29 protein-coding genes and 1 other RNA gene are annotated in these 22,588 nt (G+C 35.5%); 5 read left to right on the top strand and 25 right to left on the bottom strand.

What is annotated here, in order from left to right; translation table 11 throughout:
- Nucleotides 1-19: 19 nt before the first annotated feature.
- Nucleotides 20-529 (bottom strand): VrrA/YqfQ family protein, encoded by a 510-nt coding sequence (vrrA, locus tag ABDZ63_RS06710; protein ID WP_343782590.1) that lies wholly within the window; start codon nucleotides 527-529, stop codon nucleotides 20-22.
- Nucleotides 530-596: 67 nt separating this feature from the next.
- Nucleotides 597-1,253 carry a uracil-DNA glycosylase gene (locus ABDZ63_RS06705; protein WP_343782589.1) on the bottom strand — a complete coding sequence of 219 codons (657 nt, stop codon included), beginning with the start codon at nucleotides 1,251-1,253 and terminating at the stop codon, nucleotides 597-599.
- Between the two features lie 228 nt (nucleotides 1,254-1,481).
- Between ABDZ63_RS06705 and ABDZ63_RS06700 the strand changes: the two genes are divergently transcribed.
- Complete coding sequence (locus ABDZ63_RS06700) at nucleotides 1,482-1,571, top strand: YjcZ family sporulation protein (protein ID WP_343782588.1); 90 nt, start codon at nucleotides 1,482-1,484, stop codon at nucleotides 1,569-1,571.
- A gap of 88 nt (nucleotides 1,572-1,659) precedes the next feature.
- Here the strand turns inward: ABDZ63_RS06700 and ABDZ63_RS06695 are convergent, their stop codons facing one another.
- From ABDZ63_RS06695 to ABDZ63_RS06670, 6 genes are all read right to left on the bottom strand, one after another.
- Nucleotides 1,660-1,875: a YozE family protein gene (locus ABDZ63_RS06695; protein WP_343782587.1), complete on the bottom strand. Its 216-nt coding sequence runs from the start codon at nucleotides 1,873-1,875 to the stop codon at nucleotides 1,660-1,662.
- Nucleotides 1,876-1,892: 17 nt separating this feature from the next.
- Nucleotides 1,893-2,654 carry a twin-arginine translocase subunit TatC gene (gene tatC / locus ABDZ63_RS06690; protein WP_343782585.1) on the bottom strand — a complete coding sequence of 254 codons (762 nt, stop codon included), beginning with the start codon at nucleotides 2,652-2,654 and terminating at the stop codon, nucleotides 1,893-1,895.
- Nucleotides 2,655-2,751: 97 nt separating this feature from the next.
- Nucleotides 2,752-2,955, bottom strand: coding sequence for a twin-arginine translocase TatA/TatE family subunit (tatA, locus tag ABDZ63_RS06685; protein WP_343782584.1), 204 nt, complete (start codon nucleotides 2,953-2,955; stop codon nucleotides 2,752-2,754).
- Nucleotides 2,956-2,978: 23 nt separating this feature from the next.
- Nucleotides 2,979-3,161, bottom strand: a complete 183-nt coding sequence (gene tatA, locus ABDZ63_RS06680) for a twin-arginine translocase TatA/TatE family subunit (RefSeq protein ID WP_343782582.1) — start codon at nucleotides 3,159-3,161, stop codon at nucleotides 2,979-2,981.
- A 96-nt stretch (nucleotides 3,162-3,257) separates the two neighbouring features.
- Nucleotides 3,258-3,740, bottom strand: a complete 483-nt coding sequence (locus ABDZ63_RS06675; protein WP_343782580.1) for a dihydrofolate reductase — start codon at nucleotides 3,738-3,740, stop codon at nucleotides 3,258-3,260.
- Nucleotides 3,741-3,755: 15 nt separating this feature from the next.
- A complete protein-coding gene (locus tag ABDZ63_RS06670; RefSeq protein ID WP_343782578.1) occupies nucleotides 3,756-4,715 on the bottom strand; it encodes a thymidylate synthase in 960 nt (319 codons plus the stop codon).
- A 104-nt stretch (nucleotides 4,716-4,819) separates the two neighbouring features.
- On the opposite strand from ABDZ63_RS06670, the gene ABDZ63_RS06665 reads away from it, so the two are divergent.
- Nucleotides 4,820-5,812 carry a C40 family peptidase gene (locus ABDZ63_RS06665; RefSeq protein ID WP_343782576.1) on the top strand — a complete coding sequence of 331 codons (993 nt, stop codon included), beginning with the start codon at nucleotides 4,820-4,822 and terminating at the stop codon, nucleotides 5,810-5,812.
- A 505-nt stretch (nucleotides 5,813-6,317) separates the two neighbouring features.
- On the opposite strand, the gene ABDZ63_RS06660 is transcribed toward ABDZ63_RS06665, so the two are convergent.
- A complete protein-coding gene (locus ABDZ63_RS06660) occupies nucleotides 6,318-6,551 on the bottom strand; it encodes a DUF72 domain-containing protein (protein ID WP_343782574.1) in 234 nt (77 codons plus the stop codon).
- Between the two features lie 359 nt (nucleotides 6,552-6,910).
- Between ABDZ63_RS06660 and ABDZ63_RS06655 the strand changes: the two genes are divergently transcribed.
- Entirely contained in the window at nucleotides 6,911-7,111 is a 201-nt protein-coding gene (locus tag ABDZ63_RS06655; protein WP_343782572.1) for a cold-shock protein, read from the top strand.
- Nucleotides 7,112-7,234: 123 nt separating this feature from the next.
- Here ABDZ63_RS06655 and ABDZ63_RS06650 read toward each other — a convergent pair whose 3' ends face one another.
- The 11 genes from ABDZ63_RS06650 to ABDZ63_RS06600 form a co-directional block, all read right to left on the bottom strand.
- Nucleotides 7,235-8,068: a sulfurtransferase gene (locus tag ABDZ63_RS06650; RefSeq protein WP_343782570.1), complete on the bottom strand. Its 834-nt coding sequence runs from the start codon at nucleotides 8,066-8,068 to the stop codon at nucleotides 7,235-7,237.
- A gap of 30 nt (nucleotides 8,069-8,098) precedes the next feature.
- Nucleotides 8,099-8,617 carry an isoprenylcysteine carboxyl methyltransferase family protein gene (locus ABDZ63_RS06645; protein ID WP_343782568.1) on the bottom strand — a complete coding sequence of 173 codons (519 nt, stop codon included), beginning with the start codon at nucleotides 8,615-8,617 and terminating at the stop codon, nucleotides 8,099-8,101.
- On the bottom strand, nucleotides 8,618-9,742 hold the full coding sequence (locus ABDZ63_RS06640; protein ID WP_343782567.1) for a type III polyketide synthase: 1,125 nt from the start codon (nucleotides 9,740-9,742) through the stop codon (nucleotides 8,618-8,620). It lies immediately after the preceding gene.
- Between the two features lie 47 nt (nucleotides 9,743-9,789).
- Complete coding sequence (locus ABDZ63_RS06635; protein WP_343782566.1) at nucleotides 9,790-10,920, bottom strand: THUMP domain-containing class I SAM-dependent RNA methyltransferase; 1,131 nt, start codon at nucleotides 10,918-10,920, stop codon at nucleotides 9,790-9,792.
- A 215-nt stretch (nucleotides 10,921-11,135) separates the two neighbouring features.
- Nucleotides 11,136-11,520: RNase P RNA component class B (rnpB, locus tag ABDZ63_RS06630), an RNA gene on the bottom strand.
- Nucleotides 11,521-11,597: 77 nt separating this feature from the next.
- Nucleotides 11,598-11,897 (bottom strand): cell division regulator GpsB, encoded by a 300-nt coding sequence (gene gpsB / locus ABDZ63_RS06625; protein WP_343782564.1) that lies wholly within the window; start codon nucleotides 11,895-11,897, stop codon nucleotides 11,598-11,600.
- 6 nt (nucleotides 11,898-11,903) lie between these two features.
- Nucleotides 11,904-12,485 (bottom strand): SLOG family protein, encoded by a 582-nt coding sequence (locus ABDZ63_RS06620; RefSeq protein WP_343782563.1) that lies wholly within the window; start codon nucleotides 12,483-12,485, stop codon nucleotides 11,904-11,906.
- A gap of 86 nt (nucleotides 12,486-12,571) precedes the next feature.
- A complete protein-coding gene (locus ABDZ63_RS06615; RefSeq protein WP_343782562.1) occupies nucleotides 12,572-12,979 on the bottom strand; it encodes a cytidine deaminase in 408 nt (135 codons plus the stop codon).
- A 49-nt stretch (nucleotides 12,980-13,028) separates the two neighbouring features.
- Nucleotides 13,029-13,379 (bottom strand): DUF1798 family protein, encoded by a 351-nt coding sequence (locus ABDZ63_RS06610; RefSeq protein WP_343782660.1) that lies wholly within the window; start codon nucleotides 13,377-13,379, stop codon nucleotides 13,029-13,031.
- 56 nt (nucleotides 13,380-13,435) lie between these two features.
- Nucleotides 13,436-13,567, bottom strand: a complete 132-nt coding sequence (locus ABDZ63_RS06605; RefSeq protein WP_343782561.1) for a hypothetical protein — start codon at nucleotides 13,565-13,567, stop codon at nucleotides 13,436-13,438.
- A gap of 100 nt (nucleotides 13,568-13,667) precedes the next feature.
- The gene (locus tag ABDZ63_RS06600; protein WP_343782559.1) at nucleotides 13,668-14,621 is read right to left on the bottom strand and encodes a DUF2515 family protein; all 954 of its coding nucleotides are present in this window, start codon (nucleotides 14,619-14,621) and stop codon (nucleotides 13,668-13,670) included.
- Nucleotides 14,622-14,754: 133 nt separating this feature from the next.
- Here ABDZ63_RS06600 and recU point away from each other — a divergent pair, with 133 nt between their 5' ends.
- Nucleotides 14,755-15,366, top strand: a complete 612-nt coding sequence (recU, locus tag ABDZ63_RS06595) for a Holliday junction resolvase RecU (RefSeq protein WP_343782558.1) — start codon at nucleotides 14,755-14,757, stop codon at nucleotides 15,364-15,366.
- Nucleotide 15,367: 1 nt separating this feature from the next.
- Entirely contained in the window at nucleotides 15,368-18,007 is a 2,640-nt protein-coding gene (locus ABDZ63_RS06590) for a PBP1A family penicillin-binding protein (RefSeq protein WP_343782557.1), read from the top strand.
- A gap of 345 nt (nucleotides 18,008-18,352) precedes the next feature.
- On the opposite strand, the gene ABDZ63_RS06585 is transcribed toward ABDZ63_RS06590, so the two are convergent.
- The 5 genes from ABDZ63_RS06585 to ABDZ63_RS06565 form a co-directional block, all read right to left on the bottom strand.
- Nucleotides 18,353-18,703 carry a YpoC family protein gene (locus ABDZ63_RS06585; RefSeq protein ID WP_343782556.1) on the bottom strand — a complete coding sequence of 117 codons (351 nt, stop codon included), beginning with the start codon at nucleotides 18,701-18,703 and terminating at the stop codon, nucleotides 18,353-18,355.
- A 3-nt stretch (nucleotides 18,704-18,706) separates the two neighbouring features.
- A complete protein-coding gene (gene nth, locus ABDZ63_RS06580; protein ID WP_343782554.1) occupies nucleotides 18,707-19,357 on the bottom strand; it encodes an endonuclease III in 651 nt (216 codons plus the stop codon).
- A gap of 15 nt (nucleotides 19,358-19,372) precedes the next feature.
- On the bottom strand, nucleotides 19,373-20,032 hold the full coding sequence (locus ABDZ63_RS06575) for a DnaD domain protein (RefSeq protein WP_343782553.1): 660 nt from the start codon (nucleotides 20,030-20,032) through the stop codon (nucleotides 19,373-19,375).
- Between the two features lie 62 nt (nucleotides 20,033-20,094).
- Nucleotides 20,095-21,387: an asparagine--tRNA ligase gene (gene asnS / locus ABDZ63_RS06570; protein ID WP_343782552.1), complete on the bottom strand. Its 1,293-nt coding sequence runs from the start codon at nucleotides 21,385-21,387 to the stop codon at nucleotides 20,095-20,097.
- A gap of 11 nt (nucleotides 21,388-21,398) precedes the next feature.
- Entirely contained in the window at nucleotides 21,399-22,580 is a 1,182-nt protein-coding gene (locus ABDZ63_RS06565; protein WP_343782551.1) for a pyridoxal phosphate-dependent aminotransferase, read from the bottom strand.
- Between the last annotated feature and the right edge of the window lie 8 nt (nucleotides 22,581-22,588).

Here is a 22,588-nt window from a genome sequence, read left to right as displayed (position 1 = left end):
TTAATCACTCCTATGAGTCCTAAATATATAACTTCGGCTTTGGTAGTCCACGAGGATGTTGTTCCAATTCAGCAGTCTTTTGTTTTTCATCGCCTTTTTTTACGAAGCCAGATTCTTGTTTTATATCATCTTCTAATTGCTTGATCAATTCATCTTTTGAGGCTTCTTCCTTTTCAACTTTAGGGTCTTTTGTTTCATCCTCTTCCATCATTAATTTTACCATATCTATGAACATTGGTGCATTCTTTATGAGTGGACCGTATTGCTTCCATAATGGTAAGACTTGTTGTACCATCCCTAAACCTTTTTGAATCTGATTAAGTGTTCCATGTAATCCATGGTAATTAGATGCGCCATATTGAAAGGGTGTAATTGGTGCATGAAAAGGTCCTTTAGGCGTTGGTCCCGGACCTTTAATCTTAGATAAAAATTGATGAATGATGTTCGGTTTAGGATAGCCATGATGCCTCATTGGTGGTTGTGCTGGTTGATTCCAGTAATTGTGTGGGTTTGGCCTTGCAGGATACATACATATTCCTCCCTTTAATCAACTATTATAATGTACGGGATAAAAGCATATCCTGTATAGGCTAATGTTAGTAACACCAATTAACGGGCTTTTGCCCATTCTTTTTTAATGCCTCGTTAACGTGGCTAAAGGGCTTACTTCCGAAAAAACCTCTATAAGCAGATAGCGGACTTGGATGTGGTGCGTGAATAATGGTGTGCCTTGAATCAATTAGTGAATGATTCTTATAAGCCTGTTTCCCCCACAACACAAAAACCACATGGTCCTTTTGATCACTTAAGAGCTTAATGACTGATGTTGTGAACTTCTCCCATCCTAAATTATGGTGAGCATTCGCTACACCTTCTTTGACCGTTAAAGCCGTGTTTAATAACAAAACACCTTCATTAGCCCAATGAGACAGGTCACCATGCGATGGTCTACAACCAATATCATTTTCTAATTCTTTAAAGATATTATTTAATGACGGTGGAAGCTTCTCCCTAGCATTAACCGAAAAACTTAAACCATTAGCTTGATTAGGTCCATGATAAGGATCCTGCCCTAAAAGTACAACTTTTGTCATTTCATAAGAGGTTATATTAAACGCACAAAATATATTAGCATATGGTGGATAAACTTCTTCAATCTCATACTTCTTCTTAACCTCTTCAGTTAATTGTTTAAAATAAGGCTGACTAAATTCTTGTTGCAATACTTCTTTCCAATCGGTTGTGATATTCATTTCCTATGTACCTCCCTTCATTTCCTGGGCAAGCGCACTATTTTACTCATTTCTACATTAATATAAGAAAATGAAGTGTCGAAAAATACGAAACTATGCATTTTGATATCAATTTCTAAGTATTTAAGTAAAATTTATGCATTTAAACAAGTACCATTACGATAGCCTATACGCACTTTCATTAGTTTGCATAAGTTAACAGTGAAAACCATGAAGGAGGAATGAACTATGAGTAAAGGTTATTATGGTGGAGGCTTCACTTTAATCGTCGTTCTTTTCATTCTATTGATCATTGTTGGTAGCTCTTACATGTGCTAGTTATGACTACAATGAAAATATGATGAATGGTACGGATTAAGCCCTCCTTTCATCAAAAAAGCCAGGTGACTTTTCACCTGGCTTTTAATTATGATTCTAAAAATTCATCCCATAACGCATCAAACGCTTTTAACGCTCCTGGAAACGGGCTATTCATTTCTAAATAACGTGTAATATCATCGTAATTTGTCGATTGTTTCGGGAAATCATGATCACGAAACATCCATTCAGCTAATTGTTTTCTTTCATCACTTTTACTTTCAATTCCTCTAAATTGCATCGCAAAATGATAAAAAGTTTTCATGTAAACACCTGCTTCAATTATTCTTCTTCTAATTCACGGTTAAGTTCTTCAAGCTTTTTCATTCGCTTACGATACACAATCCCCGACATGATAATAGCGAGTTCATATAGGAAGATTAATGGAGCAGCCACAATAAGCTGCAAAATAAAATCAGGCGGCGAAAGCATTGTACCAATAATAATTAGAATTAAATATGCAAACTTACGTGTCTTTTTCATAAATGCTGGTGTTATTATACCTAGACTCGTTAAAAACATGGCAATTAAAGGAACTTCAAAAAAGAAAGCAAATGGTACTGTTATTTGTAAGATGAAGCGGAAATAATTATTAACCGTAAACATCTCATTGACTAATCCGTCACTTAAATCTAGTAAAAAGTTTAATACTAGATCTTTAATAATAAAGTACCCAAAGATTAAACCTAAAATAAATAAAATAAAAATCGCTGGTACATATAATAAGCTTACCCTTCTTTCATGCTTTGTCAAACCAGGCTTTATGAATAACCACAATTGAAAAGCTAAAAAGGGTATTGTAATAATTAAACCAAGCATCGTACCAATAATGACATATACCCATATAATATCAAAAGGGCTTAAAACCGTTAATTGGAAAGGTACATCATTAGCAATATATAAATAAATTTCTTCACGAAAATAAAAACCAACACCAAATGATAAAGCAAATACGATGAAGCTTATAAAGAAACGTTTTCGTAACTCACCTAAATGCTCTGTCCAGTCCATATCGTTTTGGTCAAATTGATTGTCGTTTGCCATCTACTTCACCCTCTTATGTTTAAACCAAATCTTCACACAAGTAAAGTTTCCAAAAAAGAAGATGTAAGGGGCTCCCTTACATCTTAATCATGCAAGCTTATTGGTTGTTAGAATCTGAGTTTTTCTTTGAGTTGGAATTAGAGGAGTCGTCAGAAATAAGATCGTTCGTAGCTTTTTTGAATTCTTTTAATGACGAACCGAACGCCTTTCCAATCTCAGGTAACTTAGATGGGCCAAATACTAGTAATAAAACAAGTACAATTAAAATTAGTCCTGGAATTCCAATACTGCCAATGCCCATAATATCACTCCCATACTTAAACGTTATTGATGATCAATCGTCTTCTTTGGTTGATCATCTTGTTCTTTTGTTAATTCATTTGTTGACTTTTTAAACTCTTTTAACGTCTGACCTAGTGATTGACCTAATTCCGGTAACTTCTTAGGTCCGAATATGATTAAAAGGATTACTAAAATTAATATTAGCCCTGGTACTCCGATTGTCATGATAACACCTACCAATCTCATACTAGTCCTTACCATATTGTCGCTTAATTAAAGCGTTTTTGCAAATGTTAACGTATTATGTTACAAAATGTTCACTTATTTTCTTTTATAAACTTTAAACGTGTGTTCATGTTCGTTTTTCTCATCTAATTCTCCACGTCGTTCTTCGACTAGTTTCCACTTTGACCAATCGACGTTTGGAAAATAAGTATCACCCTTAAATTCTTCATGTATTCTTGTAATATACATGTAATCCACTTGTTCCAATGCTTTACTAAAAAGCTCTGATCCACCAATAATAAAAGCTTGTTCTTCATTTATTACCTCATTCAGGTCGTCCCAATCATGAATGACAGTACACGCGCTTTGAGTATAGTTTTTATTTCTTGTCATAATGATATTACTCCGATTAGGAAGAGGTCTTCCAATTGATTCGAACGTTTTACGCCCCATTACAACTGGTGAACCAGTAGTCACTTTTTTAAAATATTTCAAATCATTAGGTAAATGCCAAGGCATATCATTGTTATAGCCAATTACTTGATTTTCATCCATAGCTACAATAAGTGAAAGCTTCATAATCAATGTACCTCCTTACACAGCAATAGGAGCTTTAATACTTGGGTGAGGATTATAATTTTCTAAAGAAATATCTTCAACATCAAAATCAAACACAGATGCTTTTTCTTTATTAATAATTAAACTGGGTGCTTGTCTAACATCTCTATTTAGTTGCTCTTTTACTTGATTGAAATGGTTATGATAGATATGTGCATCACCTAAGGTATGGATAAATTCACCGACTTCTAAACCACATTCATGTGCAATTAGATGGGTTAATAGTGCATAACTAGCAATGTTAAATGGTACACCAAGGAAAATATCGCCACTACGTTGATATAGTTGACATGACAACTTTCCATCCTGAACGTAAAACTGAAATAAAGTATGACACGGAGGTAAAGCCATCGTTGGAATATCTTCAGGGTTCCACGCAGATACAATTAACCTTCTAGAGTTTGGATTTGTTTTTATATCATGAATCACTTGCTTTAATTGGTCGATCGTTTCACCTTGTGAGCTCTTCCAATGACGCCACTGCTTTCCATACACATCCCCTAGGTGACCAAATCGTTCTTTAAATTCATCATCTTCTAATATAAGCTTCTTAAATCGTTCCATTTGTTTTTGATATTGTTCATTAAATACTTCATCAGTAAGAGATCGGACACCAAAGTCTGTCATGTCAGGCCCTTGATAAGCATCACTTTCAACCCAATTTTTAAAAGCCCATTCGTTCCAAATATTATTGTTATGTTTAAGTAAATAACGGATATTGGTGTCACCTTTAATAAACCATAGTAATTCGCTAACGATCAATTTAAAAGGTACTCTTTTAGTAGTGAGTAGTGGAAATCCATCTTTTAAATTAAATCGCATTTGATAACCAAAATCAGAACGAGTGCCTACACCTGTTCTATCACTACGATCACTACCACCCTCTAACACATGTTTACATAAACCTAAGTAACTTGCTTCATTATTTTTTTCCATTATCTCACCTCGTAATTTTTCGTAATATATTTGTAATTCATAGACAGATCAAACAGCACATATATTTCGAACAGATAACAATGAAATGAAAAGGTGTTGGTAAAATGATCAAACACAAACCCGCGAGAACTTTCATGGTTGGTGCAATGGCAGGTAGTTTAGCATTAAGTTCTCCGTTTGTTTTTCATGTACCAGTCGATGCATATACAAAACAACAAGTTAAAGAACTAAATCAGTTATCCTATGGAGACCATGGTGATTCAGTTGTCACGCTTCACAGAAAGCTCAAAACAGTAAATTACTACCCTAATAAGGCAACTGACCGGTACAATGCACTGACTGAGTTTGCAGTGAAAAGTTTTCAAAATGATTATCATTTAACCCCTAGTGGTGAGTTAAATGAGGAAACCTTAGAAATGCTCAATGAAGTGATCTATGATCAATATATTAGTGTCATAAATGAACTTGCTGAAGACATTACTTTTGGAGAACAATCTGATCGCGTGAAACGGGTTCAAAGAGCATTGTCTGGTTTAGGTCTCTATTATGACAATATTGATGGCGATGCTGGTCAAAATACTAAAAAAGCACTTAAACAGTTTAATCAACTCAATGATCAAGACTTAGATTTAAGTAACTTAGATCAAATAATTACAGTATCGCATACCACTACAACTGAACAAACAAGCCATTCTGCAAATACGCAGTCTAATCAAACTGACATCCAAGAAACATCCACATCTTATAACAATGCTGCAGCCACAGCAAAAGCTTACGTTGGCACCCCTTATACTTGGGGCGGGACATCACCTACTGGATTTGATTGTAGTGGCTTTCTGCAATACGTTTACTTCCAGCACGGTGCATCACTACCTAGGACCGTCAATGATATTTGGAATGTAACATCACCTGTATCTAATCCAAGTGTCGGCGATATCGTATTTTTTGAAACATATAAGCCTGGTCCCTCTCATGCCGGTGTCTACATTGGTGATGGTCAATTTGTTCATGCTGGTACTTCTAGTGGTGTCACGATCAGTAGCATGTCAGATCGATATTGGGATGCACGATATCTAGGTGCAAGGTCTGTAAATTAATCCATAAATAAATCGATCTGCTTAGGGTTTAAGCCTTCATAAGTAAGGTTGAACATCTGTTGAAACCTTTTAACGTTAGAGAAGTCGTGGCCACTTGAATTGTTATTAAATAATACAGTTATTTGATTTGTTTCATTATTCAGTCGCTCAAATTATTGATTGCCATTATGCGAGTTCATCATCAGTATAGTTATATAAAAACCGGACTTCACGCCAGTTTTCCTGACCATTATTGTTTCAACCGTAAACATTACGACCATGAAAGCGGACTAACGCTTGCTCTTTGTTCGTCACAACAGGAACAATTGGAATAGATGAGCGGCCTGCTTGGGGTTCATCACAAACAGTGTGGACCCAACCTTCTTCTTTTTAAAAATTTAGCGTATTTTCTCTAATATGCTCATCATACCAAGTTCTATTGCGAAATTCTATAGCGACCTTATAATCTTTAAATTGTTCTCTAATAAACTTTAGCCTTCTTAATATGGTCCTTATTCACATCAAACTATGGTGGAAACTGAAATAAAATACAGTTTAACTTCCCCGCTTGTTGAAGAGGGGTTAGTTGTTTTTGGTATAAAGTAAATAATTCCTCCATTTCTTTTCTCGTATACCGTTTACGATCGTGTCCTGTAAATGCTTGATAGGCTTTTACAACAAATGAAAAGTTATCTGGTGTTTGTTGCGACCATTTTTTTAATTGAGCAGCTTCCATAATACTATAAAAATCACTATCCAACTCGGGCAACGGGAAAATAAGCAGCATACGCTTCTAACTTGTGTTGATTCGAATTTTTATAATTATGTAGCTATGGATGGTCCCCCATACAGTTAATCCAAATTAATAATGTCATCTTCTCAACCCTTATATAACACCAACAATAGTTCAATCTTGACTTGAAATTCTCCATCCATTATACTGAAAGTGCAATGAAGATGTGAAGTATCATAATGAAAGTCGGGCAACTTCTATAGAAGTGAAAGATGCATTTGTGATCCTTCATTTCTGTAGAGGTTGCCCTTTTTTAGGTCTTTACTTCAACATTGTGAAATAACCATCTGACTTTCAGGTGGACAGTTTTTAGGAGGATTTTTAAAATGCAAAACGGTGTAGTAAAATGGTTCAACGCAGAGAAAGGTTATGGTTTTATCCAAGTTGAAGGTGGCGATGATGTATTCGTACACTACTCTGCAATCCAACAAGAAGGTTTCAAAACTTTAGATGAAGGTCAAGAGGTTGATTTCGAAATTGTTGAAGGCGACCGCGGCCCACAAGCTTCTAACGTAGTTAAAAAATAATTATACAACATATATTATTCGGCAATCATTTTATGGTTGCCGATTTTTTTTAAGACAAAGTAAATACACGCATTTCAAGTCAAAGCAAATACTTAAATATGCGTGTAAAAGAACATTCTTATTTTACTCATCTTCAAATGTAATAACCTCGTTGTCATCATTTGTGATCCAATCACTAAAGCTTCCTACATATAATTTGACATGGTTATAATCCGCTTCCCATAAAGCTATAACATTAGGTGCTGCTGTTACACCAGAGCCACAATATACGATAACCTCATCATACATGTCTAGTGATTTAAAATGTGATTGCAATTCCTTTGTAGATTTAAATTCTGCATCTATAAATAGATTCATCCAATCAAAATGTTTAGCTGAAGGTATATGACCCGCTTTGTTATCGATAGGCTCTACCTTACCAATAAACCGTTCATAACTTCTGGAGTCTATTAGAGCTACTTGCTCATTTTCAATTTGTGATTGGACATATTCTTGACTAGCAACCAATTCATGTTTATATCGCCAATTTTGTTTGGTAGCAACTGGTGTAGTGACAGTTGCATCAACACTTATAGGATATTCTTGGTCTGTCCACGCTTTTATACCACCATTTAATATATACACTTCTTCGTGCCCAATCGCTTTCATCATCCAAGCAAATCTTGATGCGAAAGCATGATGATCATCATATGCAATCACAATCGATTGATCACTAATACCTTTTGACTTCACCGTTTCTATAAACTGATCTATATTCGGTAGTGGGTGCCTACCACCTGTTTGTTTTACAGAACCACTTAAATCGTCTTCTAAATGAAAATAAACAGCGTTTGGTAAGTGTAAGGCTTCATAATTCTGTAAACCAATACTAGGGTTTTGTAAATCAAAACGACAATCAACAAATATGACTTCTTTTTGATCATACATTTGTTTTGCTTGTTGCACTGAAATAATCATACTTCCCCACCTTTTAAATCCTATAGATTGTCACTCTTTCATTTTAGAGTATTTCTTTAATGCTTCGTTCTCTAAAGGAATACGTTTAGTCATTAAGAAAATATGAGCAGCAGGGAAAATCACAGCTGTTATATAAGCTGCAAACATTAATGGAATGACTAATAATTCAAAGAACACGACCCAATAATTAGGGTGTTTAATATACTTATACAACCCTTTCTTTACTAACCCCCCACTCTTTGGATTTATAACCACTTTTGTATTCCAATACCTCCCTAAAGATAAAATAACCCAAAATCTCAAAATTTGCAAAATAATAAAAACACCAAATAAAACCATTGGTAAGCTTTGGTCAAATTGATGTGTGACATAACTTTCTATGGTTAAACTTACGAAAAATAAGACATGTGTAATGACAATTAATGGATAGTACTGGTCTTTAACAACGATTGCACCACGTTCTGTTTGGTAACGAGCATTTGATTTTGCAATAGCTAACTCCAAGAGCCTTAAAGCAATCAAGTAAATAATTAATAAAATAAAAACCACTCAAACAACCTCCATTAAGACAACTTCTGAAGCAAATCCCGGTCCTAAAGCAGATAAAAGTGCATACCCCTGTTCAAGATCAGCTTGTTTCATTAATTCATTTAAGACGAATAAAACGGTTGGCGAGGACATATTACCATATTGACTTAAAACCTTTTTCGAGTGAGAAAGTAAGTTGGGAGTCAATAGCACACGTTCCATCTCTTCAATAATTTTACGACCACCTGGATGAGCGATTATATGTTTAATTTCCTCTGCTTTCATTTTGTGTTTATTCAAGAATTGATCTACATGCGACTTCCAAAACGGTTCAATAAGTTTAGGAATTGAAACATCAAAAATGACATAAAACCCATCATCATGGACATCCCATCCCATGACATCCATTGACTTAGGCTTTACTTTTGAGTCAGATGATTTAATGAAAAATTGACTTTGATTTGACCGATTAGCTTTAGGGTGGTTTTCACCTAAGAGTAAAGTTGCCGCTGCTCCGTCACTGAATATAGCAGCACCTACAATATCTTTGGGTTTCAGGTTTTGATGATGAAATGCAACTGATGCCAATTCACATGTCACTAATAATACACTCTCATCAGGGTGTGCTTTTATGTAATCAAAGGCTCTTGACAATCCAATAGCCCCTCCTGCACACCCTAAACCGAACAATGGCATCCTTTTTATATCAGTTTTGAAGTTCAATTCATTCAATAGATGAACTTCCATTGATGGTGTTAATATACCTGTACTCGTAACAGACACAATTGCATCTACATTAGAAACGTCATATACTTCACCTAAGCAATTTTTAATCGCTTCTTTAGCTAACTTAATTCCTTCATTAAGCCATAAATCATTTCTTTCCTTTAAGCCATGATGAGCTTGTTGAAACCAAGTCTCATCTGTAACGAAATAACGGTGGTCAATCGCAGCTTCATCAAATACTGATAAGTACTTTTTAAGTGAATTTGAAGGTACAATTTGACTAATAATGTCTTTCGCAAAGCTTTGTTCAAATTGATATTTTGGTACTGCTGTTCCAACAGAAGCGATTAAGGCCATGGAAGTTTCATCCTTTTTTTTATTAAATTGCCCTTTTACATATATATTTATGTAATTTGACAATAAACAAAAACCACCTAGCAGTTGCTAAGTGGCTTGATATCTTAGATTTATTTTTTACCGAAGAATTGGTAGTAGTCTGTCTTAATGAAACCATTAAATAATTTACGTTTTTTAGACGCTTTTGTTCCATAAAAATTTTCGAAGTTTTCATGGGCTGTCATAATATAGACACTCCATTTTGGGTAATCCTTCATAATACCGCCTAGAGCTTTATATAACTGTTCGACTTCAGGTCGATCATTTAAGCGTTCACCATACGGAGGATTACCGAGTAAATAACCGACATCTGTTTTAGGCTTAAAATCTTTAACATTCATTTGTTTCCATTTAATCAGGTCGACTAATCCAGCCTCCATGGCATTATTTTGGGCCATTTCTATGGCTTGATGGCTTATGTCTGATCCTGTTATATCAAGTGGTTGATCATAATTGGCTAGATCCTCTGCTTCCTCGAGTGCTTGATTCCAGATTGACTGCGGTAAAAATGCCCACTCTTCAGCAGAAAACTCTCGGTTAAATCCAGGTGCAATATTTTGCCCAATTAATGCTGCTTCGATTGCTATCGTACCTGAACCAGTAAAGGGATCGACAAATGGTTTCTCAGGCGTCCAATTTGTTAACTTGACTAGTGAAGCTGCTAAAGTTTCTTTTAAAGGAGCTTCGCCTTGTTCGACTCTATATCCACGCTTATGTAGACCTGAACCTGTCGTGTCGATCGACAATGTCACTTTATCTTTCAAAATGGCTACTTCAATTTTATAACGTGCACCTGACTCATCTAGACGAGTATAAATGTTATATTGATCTTGTAAACGTGAAACGATTGCTTTTTTGACAATGGATTGACAGTCAGGTACCGAATAAAGAGTTGATTTATGAGATTTTCCTACAACATGAATAAACGCATCTTCTGGTAGCCAATCTTCAAACGGCATAGCTTTCGTTTGTTCAAACAATTCGTCAAAACTATAAGCGTTAAACTCCCCAATCAACACTTTTACACGATCTGCTGTCCTTAACCACATGTTACTACGTGCAATGCCTAAGTAATCAGCTTTGTATATTATCTTCCCGTTTTCCGTTTGAATATCTGTATAACCTAGATCTTTTACTTCGCTTTTAACTAGACCTTCTAACCCCATTGCAGCAGTTGCGATTAATGTTACTTGATTTGTCACTATGATCCAGTCCTTTCAAACAGTAGAAATTAATAACTTCAGTAAGTTGATATTAACAATATTATGTAAACTTATTGTTGAAATAAATTATATTGCGGCTCTATTAAATATGTGTCTCCACAATAACCACCTGCGCGTCATTTATTTTTCGTAAAATTAAACAGAACTCTCGCAATAAATAAAATTAAGGCATAATAAAAGACGACCCATAAATGTCTTGTAAGCCATGTTCTGTCCTGTTGTACTACAAGCGGTGGTCAACCTCGTACTCTAGGCGTAATCATCTATCTACAAGTGTATGTGACACTTGTCTTTTTGCTAGGTTGATTTCCCTGCAAAAAGTGCCCCTACCATAATTTGGGTTGCTCACTCGTGGGGTTTACCGCGTTCCACCTTGATTGTTTCCAATCAAGTTCGTCACTGTGGCACTTTAAAGGTAATCTGACCATATCCGAAAATTTAGGTCATTTCCCTGCCGTTAGCTATCTAAATAGCTACCTTGACTTATAGTTTCGTCAAGCACGAACACTACGAGCATCTCAGCTCGTGTGAGCATGGACTTTCCTCTCAAATGAGACATCTGAGCGATTACGTAGACATTTATGATCTCTTTACTTATGCCTGAATAAGGTATTATAGCACACTCCTTGTAAGCATGCTAGTGTAGATATTGGTAATTATTCTGTTCGTTTTCTTCCAAATACAGCTTTCTCTAAGTTAGAAAGTCTTTGTAATACATCTGCATTAACTTGTGTTCGACTTTGATTACTAGCATATGTAGTATTAGAACCCGAGGCAGTAGCATTTTTCAATCGTTCTAGCTCTTCATTGAGGCGCTTAACCTCTTTCTCATAATAATCGTAGTCTTGAATCACAATGTCTAAAAATTCATCGACCTCATCTTGATTATAACCTCTTATAGTTGTTTTAAACTCCTTGTCCAAAATTTCTTGATTAGATAATTGTGGTTTTTTCATCTCTAATTAATCCCCCTTATCATCATTTTGTTTTAACTGTCCCGATTCCTGCAAATCAAAAGCGACATCATCAAGCTCGAAAGCATTAATAATAATCGATTCATAAGATTGCTCTTCTTGATATTGTCTGACTAATCGATAAAAATACTTTGGAGACCCACCGTACTCCTCTTCAAATAGAATTAAGGCTCCATCCGTTTTTTCAATCAACCATCGATCACGAGTTTGATACTGCCTTGGGTTTTCGTACTCTTTTTCACTTAATGGCTTTGTAAAATCAGCTTGAGCTAGCATTTTTTGATACTTATTTTGCCTCTCTTCATTCCACACCTTTTCTTGATTCACAAATGGTGGGATAACAGCTACTCTTATATTATAGTCCTCTTTTAGTGAATGAATGACATCATATGCCCACATTTCTACACCCGGCTGTCCTGAAATAACGATCCATTCAAGACCAGCTTGTACATATGGCAGAAGTCGCCTTTTTATAGCTTCTTTAATAACTTGTACTTTAATGTCGTTTTCATTAAAAATATTTAATTCATGTGGTTTATAGCCTGTTGCGGTTAATGATTTAATATCCATAATACTAGTATATCAAAAAAAGAGCTAGTTTTAACTAGCTCTTTTGAAATTAAGTGAATTATGGTTAAACGTTTTTAATTCATCAATTATTCTCTTCCAGATTCTAAGTCTCCAGGTGTAAAAGAAAATGGCAGCAATTCCTTAACGGTTGTTTCTTTTACTTCTAACTCTTTACTTGTGATATAAACACGCATATCAGGTTCAAAAAACTCGCTCATAACTTGTCTGCAAGAGCCACATGGCGGAACTGGGCGTTCAGTATTCGCTATAACAGCAAGTGCTTCGAATTCTCTTTCTCCTTCTGATACTGCTTTGAAAATTGCGACACGTTCAGCACAACAAGTTACAGGATATGCTGCATTTTCAATGTTACAACCTTGGTAAACCTCTCCACCTTTCGTTAGTAATGCCGCTCCAACTGGAAATTTAGAATAAGGTACGAAAGCTTTTGATAGCATTTCTTTTGCTGACTGTATTAATTCTTTTCTCTCCATATTAACGCTCCCTCGCGATCATTAGTGGGTTTATATAATTCAACAGTTATTATTGTTTTTCATCATTTAATATGAGATCTAAATTGTACATGACAGATTGATATAATTCCATGAACCTTTTCTTTCTGACGTCGTGAAAGTAACTATGAAGAATCATAATCTCTAGGTTATCTTTTGTATTTTTTATTTGGTTTGGGAACAGAGCAATCATATGAACTACTGTATTCGCATCCTCTTCCCATTTTTCTATCTTTTCAAATTGCGGTAATGTTTCATGTTTAATGTAATTAAAATCATCATAGTTTTTCCGATCGAACTTTCGACCATGCTCATATCGCCTTAAACAATCTTCAAGTACATTATTTCTTAAATCAGTTGTTAGCTGCATAAATTCTTGCATAACGACCACCCTTCTTCCCCCTAAATGTATCATGAATTTATGCAACATACTACAAATTAGTTCGTTTTTTCTTTTGTCGGGTCATATATTCTAGTTTGTAATTGGTCTAAGGCCATTTCTAGTTGACCAAGTGACTGAATTAATTTTTCTTTGTTGGAATGTTGATGCTCTTTCGGGTTCGGATACATCAGCAATCCCCCTTTCTTACTTAACCTAATTCAGTCTTATGATCTATATCTCCTTCATACATGACAAAAGTAGAAGTGATCACACAAAACTTCCTTTAAGCTACTTTTTTTCGACAGTAACTTGAGTTAATTTCCCTTTAGCATCACTAAGTTTATGAAGTTGATTACGTTTTTCATAAAATTGATTTGCAAAAGGTTCAATTCTCTTAACGTTTGGTTCTTTCCACCATTTGCGCTTTATTTTAGTATGATTAGACCAGTCTTTTCGAGGTGCTGTTAATTCATGTTCAGTGTCTTGGTATAATTCAGTCAATGGTTTAGTTGATAACTCATTGTTTAAATTTATAAACTGTTCATATTCTTTCCGTTCTCCAGTTACAGGTATATTTCTTGAAAAACTATTAAACAATGGATATAAATAGGGATAAAACAATATAGCTGCTAGTTGTTTTCCAAACTTAATCCTTTTATGAACATGAGTGAAATGAGGTACAAACTCTCCATAAACCTTTCCTTGTTCAGTTGGGAGCAATACAGCATTTAAATGAAGCAGCTCTTGTAAGCGATATGGTAATGATTTAAAAACTGCTTTTCTGTAAGGATTATGTTTAATAATCGGCTGTTGAATAATGTTTTGTTCGTTTATAATTTGGGAATACATTAATCTGTTAAAATCTTGATGTTGATAAAAGTGATACCATTCTCTTTCCATAAATGAAGATATGTGAAAATATTTAAATAAAAAGAATAATGGCTTCTTTTGTTCTTTGGAAAGTTTATAAATTAATAGTTGCGGATAAGCATCTTGGAATATGAACCAATTTATGCTTTCATACGTTAAATAAAGTGACTTTAACTGTTGTTTACTCAATAAAGCCTTATAAGTATTAGATTGTAAGTCTGTCATGTTCCAACCGGCATTTCTAGATACAAAACTTGCAAGAAATGTCCATTTAACATCAGGGTTTTCTTCATAAAAGGACAAATAAGCTTTTGTACGAGCTACATTATTGATGTTATGTGTTTTTGTCTGTGCTTTAATATAATTAACCATTAAAGGGATCATATTGCCATTCGCCATTCCTTTATGTACTTTTTGTGTCGTTAATTGCTGACTATATTCACAGTATATCCAAATCTTTTTAATTTAAAATTTGGTATAATAGGATTGTTAGGAGGAATCATTTTTGAAGTACCCAAAGGGAAGTCGGCAAAGCCATTATACAAGCCTTTCAAATAAACAATCCTATAAAACAAACGATGCTTTCGCCAACAGGGGAATGACCCTCGAAAAAGAGATCGTAGAATCGAATAATTATTATTTAGAATCAGGCAAGGCTGTAATCCATAAAAAGCCGACACCGGTTCAAGTTGTGCAAGTCGATTATCCTAAAAGAAGTGCAGCTGTCATCAAGGAAGCTTATTATCAAAAACCATCGACTACAGATTTTAATGGTATTTATAAAGGGAAGCATCTTGATTTTGAAGCGAAAGAAACAAAAAATAAGCAATCACTACCTTTGACCAATATTCATCCTCACCAAGTTAAGCATATGAAAAGAATTGAACAACATGGTGGAATTAGCTTTTTAATCATTCGCTTCACAATAAAAGATGAAACCTATCTTTTGCCATTAGAGCCACTCTTAGTTGTATGGGAACAACAAGAACTTGGTGGACGTAAATCACTTTCTTATCCATTTATAAAAGAGCACGGATATTTAATTCCGTTTCAATTACAGGCAAAAGTAGACTATCTAAGTATAATCGACGATGTGTACATTAACGGAGGAGATTGAAATGACTGAACAAGTTAAAAGTCGTAAAGTAAGAAAACAAAACAAAAAAAAGAATCGAAAAATAAATTGGAAAAAAGTATTTGTCACCTTATTAGTTATTGGTTTAGTGACATTTGCTATTGGTTTAGGTGTGCTCTATTCATTTATTAGTAATGCACCTGAGTTAACTGCTGAAGAACTAGAAGTCCCAGCAAGCACAACTATACTCGACCGAAATGGTGAAGAAGTTGCAGATTTGGCAGCTGAAAACCGAACTATTATCGATTATGAAGATTTATCACCTATTATGGAAGATGCTGTACTTGCAGCTGAAGATGTCAGGTTCTATGACCATAGTGGTATTGACGTAAGGCGTATTGGCGGAGCTGTTATGGCCAATATCACGGGCGGGTTTGGTTCGCAAGGTGCTAGTACTATTACACAGCAAGTGATCAAAAACTTCTTATTAACTAATGAAAAGCGTATGGAGCGTAAAGTACAAGAGCAATACTTGGCTTTACAACTTGAACGCGAATATTCAAAAGAACAAATCTTAATGATGTATTTAAATAAGATTTATTACAGTAATGGCATTTATGGTGTGCAAAAAGCTTCAGAAGTATACTTTGGCAAAGAAGACCTTGATGACTTAACGCTTGCTGAAGCAGCACTGCTAGCAGGAATTCCGCAACGACCAAATGCTTACAACCCTGCTAATAACCCTGACCTTGCTGAACAAAGAAGAAATACTGTTTTAGATTTAATGGTAAGACATGAAAAGATTACTGAAGAAGAAGCTGAAGAAGCAAAAGAAATATCTGTTGAGGATATGATTCAAGAAAGTTATGAAAGTGAATTAAAGTATTCAGCCTTCATTGAAACAGTTTATGAAGAGGCTGAAGAAATAATCGATGATGATGACATTAACCTATACACAGCTGGATTAACGATTCACACAACACTAGACCAAAGCGCTCAAGAGCATGTTGAGCACTTATTAAGCGAAGAGAGCCCTGTTGATCACCCTGAAGGCCAAGAAGCGGCTATTGTCGCTTTGGATACAGCAAGTGGTGAAGTTCTTGCAATTGGTGGTGGAAGAAATAAAGATGACTTCCGTGGCTTTAACTATGCTACAGACAGTGGTCGTGGACCTGGATCGGCAATTAAACCGATCGTAAGCTTCGGACCTGCTATTGAACAAAACCAATTATCAACCTATCATCAGTATTTAGATGATTCATCAGAAGCTTACTATACGTGGGACGGTGAAGGAGAACAATCCTTCCGTAACTTTGGTGAGTATTATTATGGTTGGGTTACAATGCGTGAAGCTTTATACCGCTCATTAAACGTTCCTTCAGTACAAAATGTTCGTGATGAAATTGATCGTTCTCAAGCCGGGGATTTTGCCAGAAGTTTAGGTATTTCATCAATTGAAAATAGTGTGGCTGAATCGTACCCTATTGGTAGTGTAAACGACATTCAAACAAACCCTTATGAAATGGCGGGAGCATTTGCAGCCTTTGGTAATGAAGGCGTTTATAATGACCCTCACACTATTACTAAAATTGAATTTAGAGATGGTGAGACATTAGAAGTCGACCGGGAAAGTAATCCAGTTATGTCGGATTATACTGCATACATGATTAGTGACATGTTGAAAGATACGATTGCTCATCCAAATGGTACTGCAAGTGGATTAAACTTTGGTGGTTTACCTGTTGCAGCTAAAACGGGTACTAACGAGGATATTGATTCTTGGTTAGTTGGTTATACAACTAACTATACAGTTTCAGTTTGGAATGGTTATCCTTCTGATGAAGGTCAATCAGTAAGTAGCCGAACAAGACCTTTATTCCAGAGTATGATGGAAAACCTTTCAAATGGTGTAGAAACAGCAGACTTCACACGTCCTAATTCAGTAGTTGAAGTCGATATTGAAAGAGGATCAAGACCTGCTAAACTTCCTAGTGAGTTCACGCCAGACGATCAAATTGTAACTGAACTCTTTGTAGAAGGCACAGAACCAAGTGAACAATCAGAGGAATATGACATGGTAGAACCAGCAGAATCATTAAACTTAAACTTTGATGAAGAAGATCAAATTATTGAGGCTACTTGGAGTCACCCTGGTTCTGATGAGCATGATATTGAATTTGAATTAACAATTAGTGAAGATGGCAGCGAAGTTGAAAACACAAACCTTTCTGATACAGAATTTACGTTTACTGATATAGAATTAGGCGCAACTTATACATTTGAAGTAATCGCCTACGATGAAGACAATGATGAGAACCGAAGTGACCCTATTTCTGAATCCATTGAAATTCCTGGTGAAGACTCTAACTTCTGGGATGATTTCTTCGATGAAGATGAAGATGAAGAAGAACAAGAAGAAGAGTCACCACCAGAAGAAGACGAACCCGGTGAAGGTAACGGCAATGGTCAAGGCAACGGTAATGGAAATGGGAATGGCCAAGGTAATGGAAATGGTGAAGGTAACGGAAATGGAAACGGAAATGGGAATGGGAATGGAAACAACGATGATGACGGAACTGATGACGAAGATGAAGATGGAGACGGTGATGGGGATGACGAAATTGATGAAGAAATCGGTATAGACCCTCCACCTGACCCTGAAGAGGTAGAAGATCAGGAATAACAGACTATTACTTTTTGAATTGTACCCTCAAATTCGACAGTCTTAGCTAACAGATGATCTCGATCTTGAGGGAAAACATTTCTAACTCTAAACTGTAACTCTATTCAAATAAGGGGTGCTCATCTAAGAGCACTCCTTATTTATTCCACCTGTTTGTACATGTTTAAAACTTATAATGCAATAAGACTTGGATACCACTGAACGATTCAGTGTCTGATCATCCACCATCACACGAAAGTTTTCCAACCCTAGTAATATTATGTTATGGTGCATGTGTTCGCAACTCCTTTTGTTTTAATGGTATAAAAGAGATCATATTTAAGGCTAGTGTCAAATCAAGTGACACTAGCCTTTTTGGTTAGCTTTTAATTTAGCAATAGCGTATTTTTTCTTCATTTCTTTATAGAGTTCATTGAGTTGAACAAAACCATGGCGGTGATGACTTCTATTTTCAATAAAAGCTAATCGCTCACTAACGTTTAGAGGGATATATGTTAATGAATCAAATAATGAAACACTATACTGATCTTCGACTTCAACTTCATTAACATGAAGAATGACCACTTTTAATTCATCTAAATAATATAACACATGGTTTTTAGTCTGACTAAATTCACGGGCTAAAACAAGTTGTTCGATTTCTAGAGAAACTTCATCCCAACGTTCAAACCTCAAATCAATCTCTTCTGTCTTCATGTATTAACTCCGTTTCTTCATCCTTTTTTGACCTTCACGACAAATTTCAAGTAATGGGCATTCAGGACAATTTGGTGTTTTAGCCTGACAATGGTAACGACCAAAGAAAATCATACGATGATGCGTTGGACTCCATTCTTCTTCAGGTATTTTTCGCATTAGTGTTTTTTCTACTTCTAAAACTGAGTCTTTATAGCGACATATTCCAAGCCTTTTAGATACCCTTTCGACATGGGTATCAACAGCAATAGCTGGTTGATTAAAAGCTACAGAAACCACAACATTAGCTGTTTTTCGACCTACCCCAGCTAAATTAACAAGCGCATCATAATCATTAGGTACTTCCCCATCATACTTTTCAATTAAATCGGCACAAAGCTTCCGGATATTTTTCGCTTTATTACGATATAATCCAATTCTTCTAATGTCATTTTGTAGTTCTTCTAATGATACATTAATATAATCTTCTGGTGTCTTATATTTCAAAAACAACCCTGGTGTCACCTTATTAACTAAAGCATCTGTTGCTTGGGCTGATAATACAACTGCAATTAATAATTCCAACTCATTGTCATGAGTTAATTCACAATCAGCATCTGGGTACATTTCTTCTAAAGTATCTAATACAAATCGAATATTCTTTTTTGTTAACACCTTTCTTCTCCCCCTCTATTCTTCTAACCAATTATAATAAACAGATGTGTCCCTTTTCTCTTTAGGTGCTTGTACTTCCTGATTGTTTTGAGATGATTGCTTTACATCTTTTACCGAACGAACCCCTTTTTTCTTCCATTCGTTTAATATGCGGTCAATATAACGGAAGTTGAGCTTCCCCATTAAAACAGACTCACGCAATGCTGCTTTAATTAGAGGTGGTTTGAATTGATCTTCATCTAGCCAATAACTGATTGTTTCGATTTCGATTGGTGATAATGTGCGGGCAAATTCTTGTTCAAAAAGCTGAAATAGCTTTCCTTCTTCCTCTTTTGACGACTCTTTTTCAACATCATACAACGCTTCAAACAAAGGTGATAGTGAATACCATTCATGTTGTGCATTTGCTTCATCTGTTAACTGTTCAATTTGTAAGTAATTTTTATTTCTTAATTTCTTAAGTACATTGGCAACTTCATTTGCATTAATCGTCATATTTTTAGCAATTAGTTCAAATGATGGTAATAATTCACCATACTTTTGTAAATTCAAAATTTGTAGGATGACCATTAGATCTTCTTCATTTAAATCTAATCCATTATAATCGTTTATTAATTTACTTGGAATATTAATCTGTTCTGTTAATAACTTTTGATAAGAAAACGGTAAGTGCATACCATCACTCCCTTAAGACTCGAATAGAAAAGATGACTCAAACAAATGAGTCATCCTCTTATTTATGGGTATAAACGATTTAGTAAGCGTGGGAATGGAATCGTCTCACGAATATGCTCAATTCCTGTAATCCAAGCCACAGTACGCTCTAAACCAAGACCAAAACCTGAGTGTGGTACTGAACCATATTGACGTAATTGTAAATACCACTCATAAGCAGGACCATCTAGTTCATGCTCATTATATCGCTTGGCCATTAGTTCATAATCATCAATACGCTCAGAGCCACCGATAATTTCACCATAACCTTCTGGAGCAATTAAATCTGCACATAAAGCCACATCAGGATTATCTGGGTCTGGTTTCATGTAGAAAGATTTAATCTCAACTGGAAAATGCGTTATAAATACTGGTTTATCGTATGCTTCAGCAATTGCTGTTTCATGTGGTGCTCCAAAGTCATCTCCCCACTTAATATCGTCATAGCCTTGTTCATTTAAGTAATTAATTGCATCTGTATAGGTGATTCTCGGGAATGGTGCTTTAATCTTTTCTAATTGAGTTGTGTCACGCTCTAAAGTTTCTAATTCTATTTTACAGTTTTTAAGCACAGATTGAACGACATATGCTACATACTCTTCTTGTAGCTGAAGACTTTCATCATGGTCCATAAATGCCATTTCAGGCTCAATCATCCAGAACTCTATTAAATGCCTTCTCGTTTTAGATTTTTCAGCTCTAAATGTCGGTCCAAAAGAGAAAACACGACCTAATGCCATAGCAGCCGCTTCTAAGTATAGCTGCCCACTTTGTGATAAATAGGCATCCTCATCAAAATATTTCGTATGGAATAATTCTGTCGTTCCTTCTGCTGATGCACCCGTTAAAATTGGTGGGTCAACTTTAACAAATCCTTCTTCGTTGAAAAACTCATATGTTGAACGGATAATTTCATTACGCACCTTCATAATGGCATGCTGCTTCTTAGAACGTAACCACAAGTGACGATGGTCCATTAAAAACTCTGTACCATGTTCCTTAGGTGTAATGGGATAGTCAAGTGCTTCTTGGATTACTTCTACATCACTTACTTGTAATTCAAAACCTAACGGGCTGCGGCTATCTTCCACTACTTTTCCTGTTACATATAAAGATGTCTCTTGAGTAATATTTTTAGATTGTTCAAAGACCTCTTCAGAAACTGCTGCCTTTGCAACCACTGCTTGAATAAATCCAGAACCATCTCTTAACTGTAGAAATGCAATTTTTCCACTTGAACGTTTATTATGTAGCCACGCACCAATTGTGACTGTTTCATTAACATGTTTGTATACATTTGCGATTGTTGTTCTCACTACTGTTCCTCCTAACTATACTTCTCAACAAAGCGTTTCAATCTTTTTGCTGCTTCTTCTAATTGATCTAACGATGTCGCATAAGATAGCCTGACATTATCTTCCGCTCCAAAGCCTGAACCTGGTACGATTGCTAACTTCTCTTCTTCAAGAAGTTTTTTAACCCACTCATCTACTGAATCAAATGGTGATTGTTCTACGATTGTTTTAACATTTGGAAATAAGTAAAATGCACCATCTGGCTTAACGCATGATAAGTTTGGAATCTCCAATAACCAATTATACAATTTATTAAGGCGTTCATCAAAAGCCAACTTCATTTTGTCAATTTCCTCCTCAGAGTGCTCATAAGCAGCAACTGCAGCATACTGTGCAATTGAAGTTGGGTTAGATGTTGCGTGTGAAGCTAGGTTAGTCATTGCAGAAATAATCGCTTGATTACCAGCAGCATAACCTATTCTCCATCCTGTCATTGAATGTGATTTACTTACACCATTGATGATAATCGTTTGATCTTTAAGCTCACTCGAAATTTGTGCAATCGAAGTGTGTTCCTTTTCGCCATAAATTAACTTTTCATAGATTTCATCTGAAACAATAAAAATATTATGCTTTAATGCTACTTCTCCCAAAGCTTTTAATTCCTCTTCAGTATACAAAACACCTGTAGGGTTACTAGGTGAGTTTATGACAACGGCTTTCGTATATTCAGTAATGGATTCTTCTAATTGATCTGGTGTGATTTTAAAGCTATTATTTTCAGAAGCTTTGACATAAACAGGTTGTCCTTCTGCAAGTTTAATCTGCTCAGGATAACTTACCCAATATGGTATTGGAACGATCACTTCGTCTCCACGGTTAAGTAACACTTGAAATAACGTATAAAGTGCATGCTTAGCACCTGTAGTTACGATTATTTCGTTAGGGGTGTACTCAATATTTTGATCTCTATTAAATTTATTAATAATCGCTTCTTTTAGTTCAGGAAGACCACCTGAAGCTGTGTACTTCGTTTTCCCTTCATCCATCGCCTGCTTTGCAGCATCTAAAATATATGAAGGTGTATTAAAATCTGGTTCACCTGCACCTAACCCAATCACATCATGTCCTTCTGCCTTTAATGCCTTTGCCTTTGATGTAATGGCTAATGTGCTAGATGGTGTTAACGATTGTACGCGATCTGCTAGTTCCATATGTATCG

Origin of the sequence: Alkalibacillus silvisoli, assembly GCF_039521975.1 — a bacterium.
Lineage (GTDB): Bacteria > Bacillota > Bacilli > Bacillales > Alkalibacillaceae > Alkalibacillus > Alkalibacillus silvisoli.
Note: the sequence above shows the minus strand (reverse complement) of the source record. Positions and strands in the feature narration are given on the sequence as shown.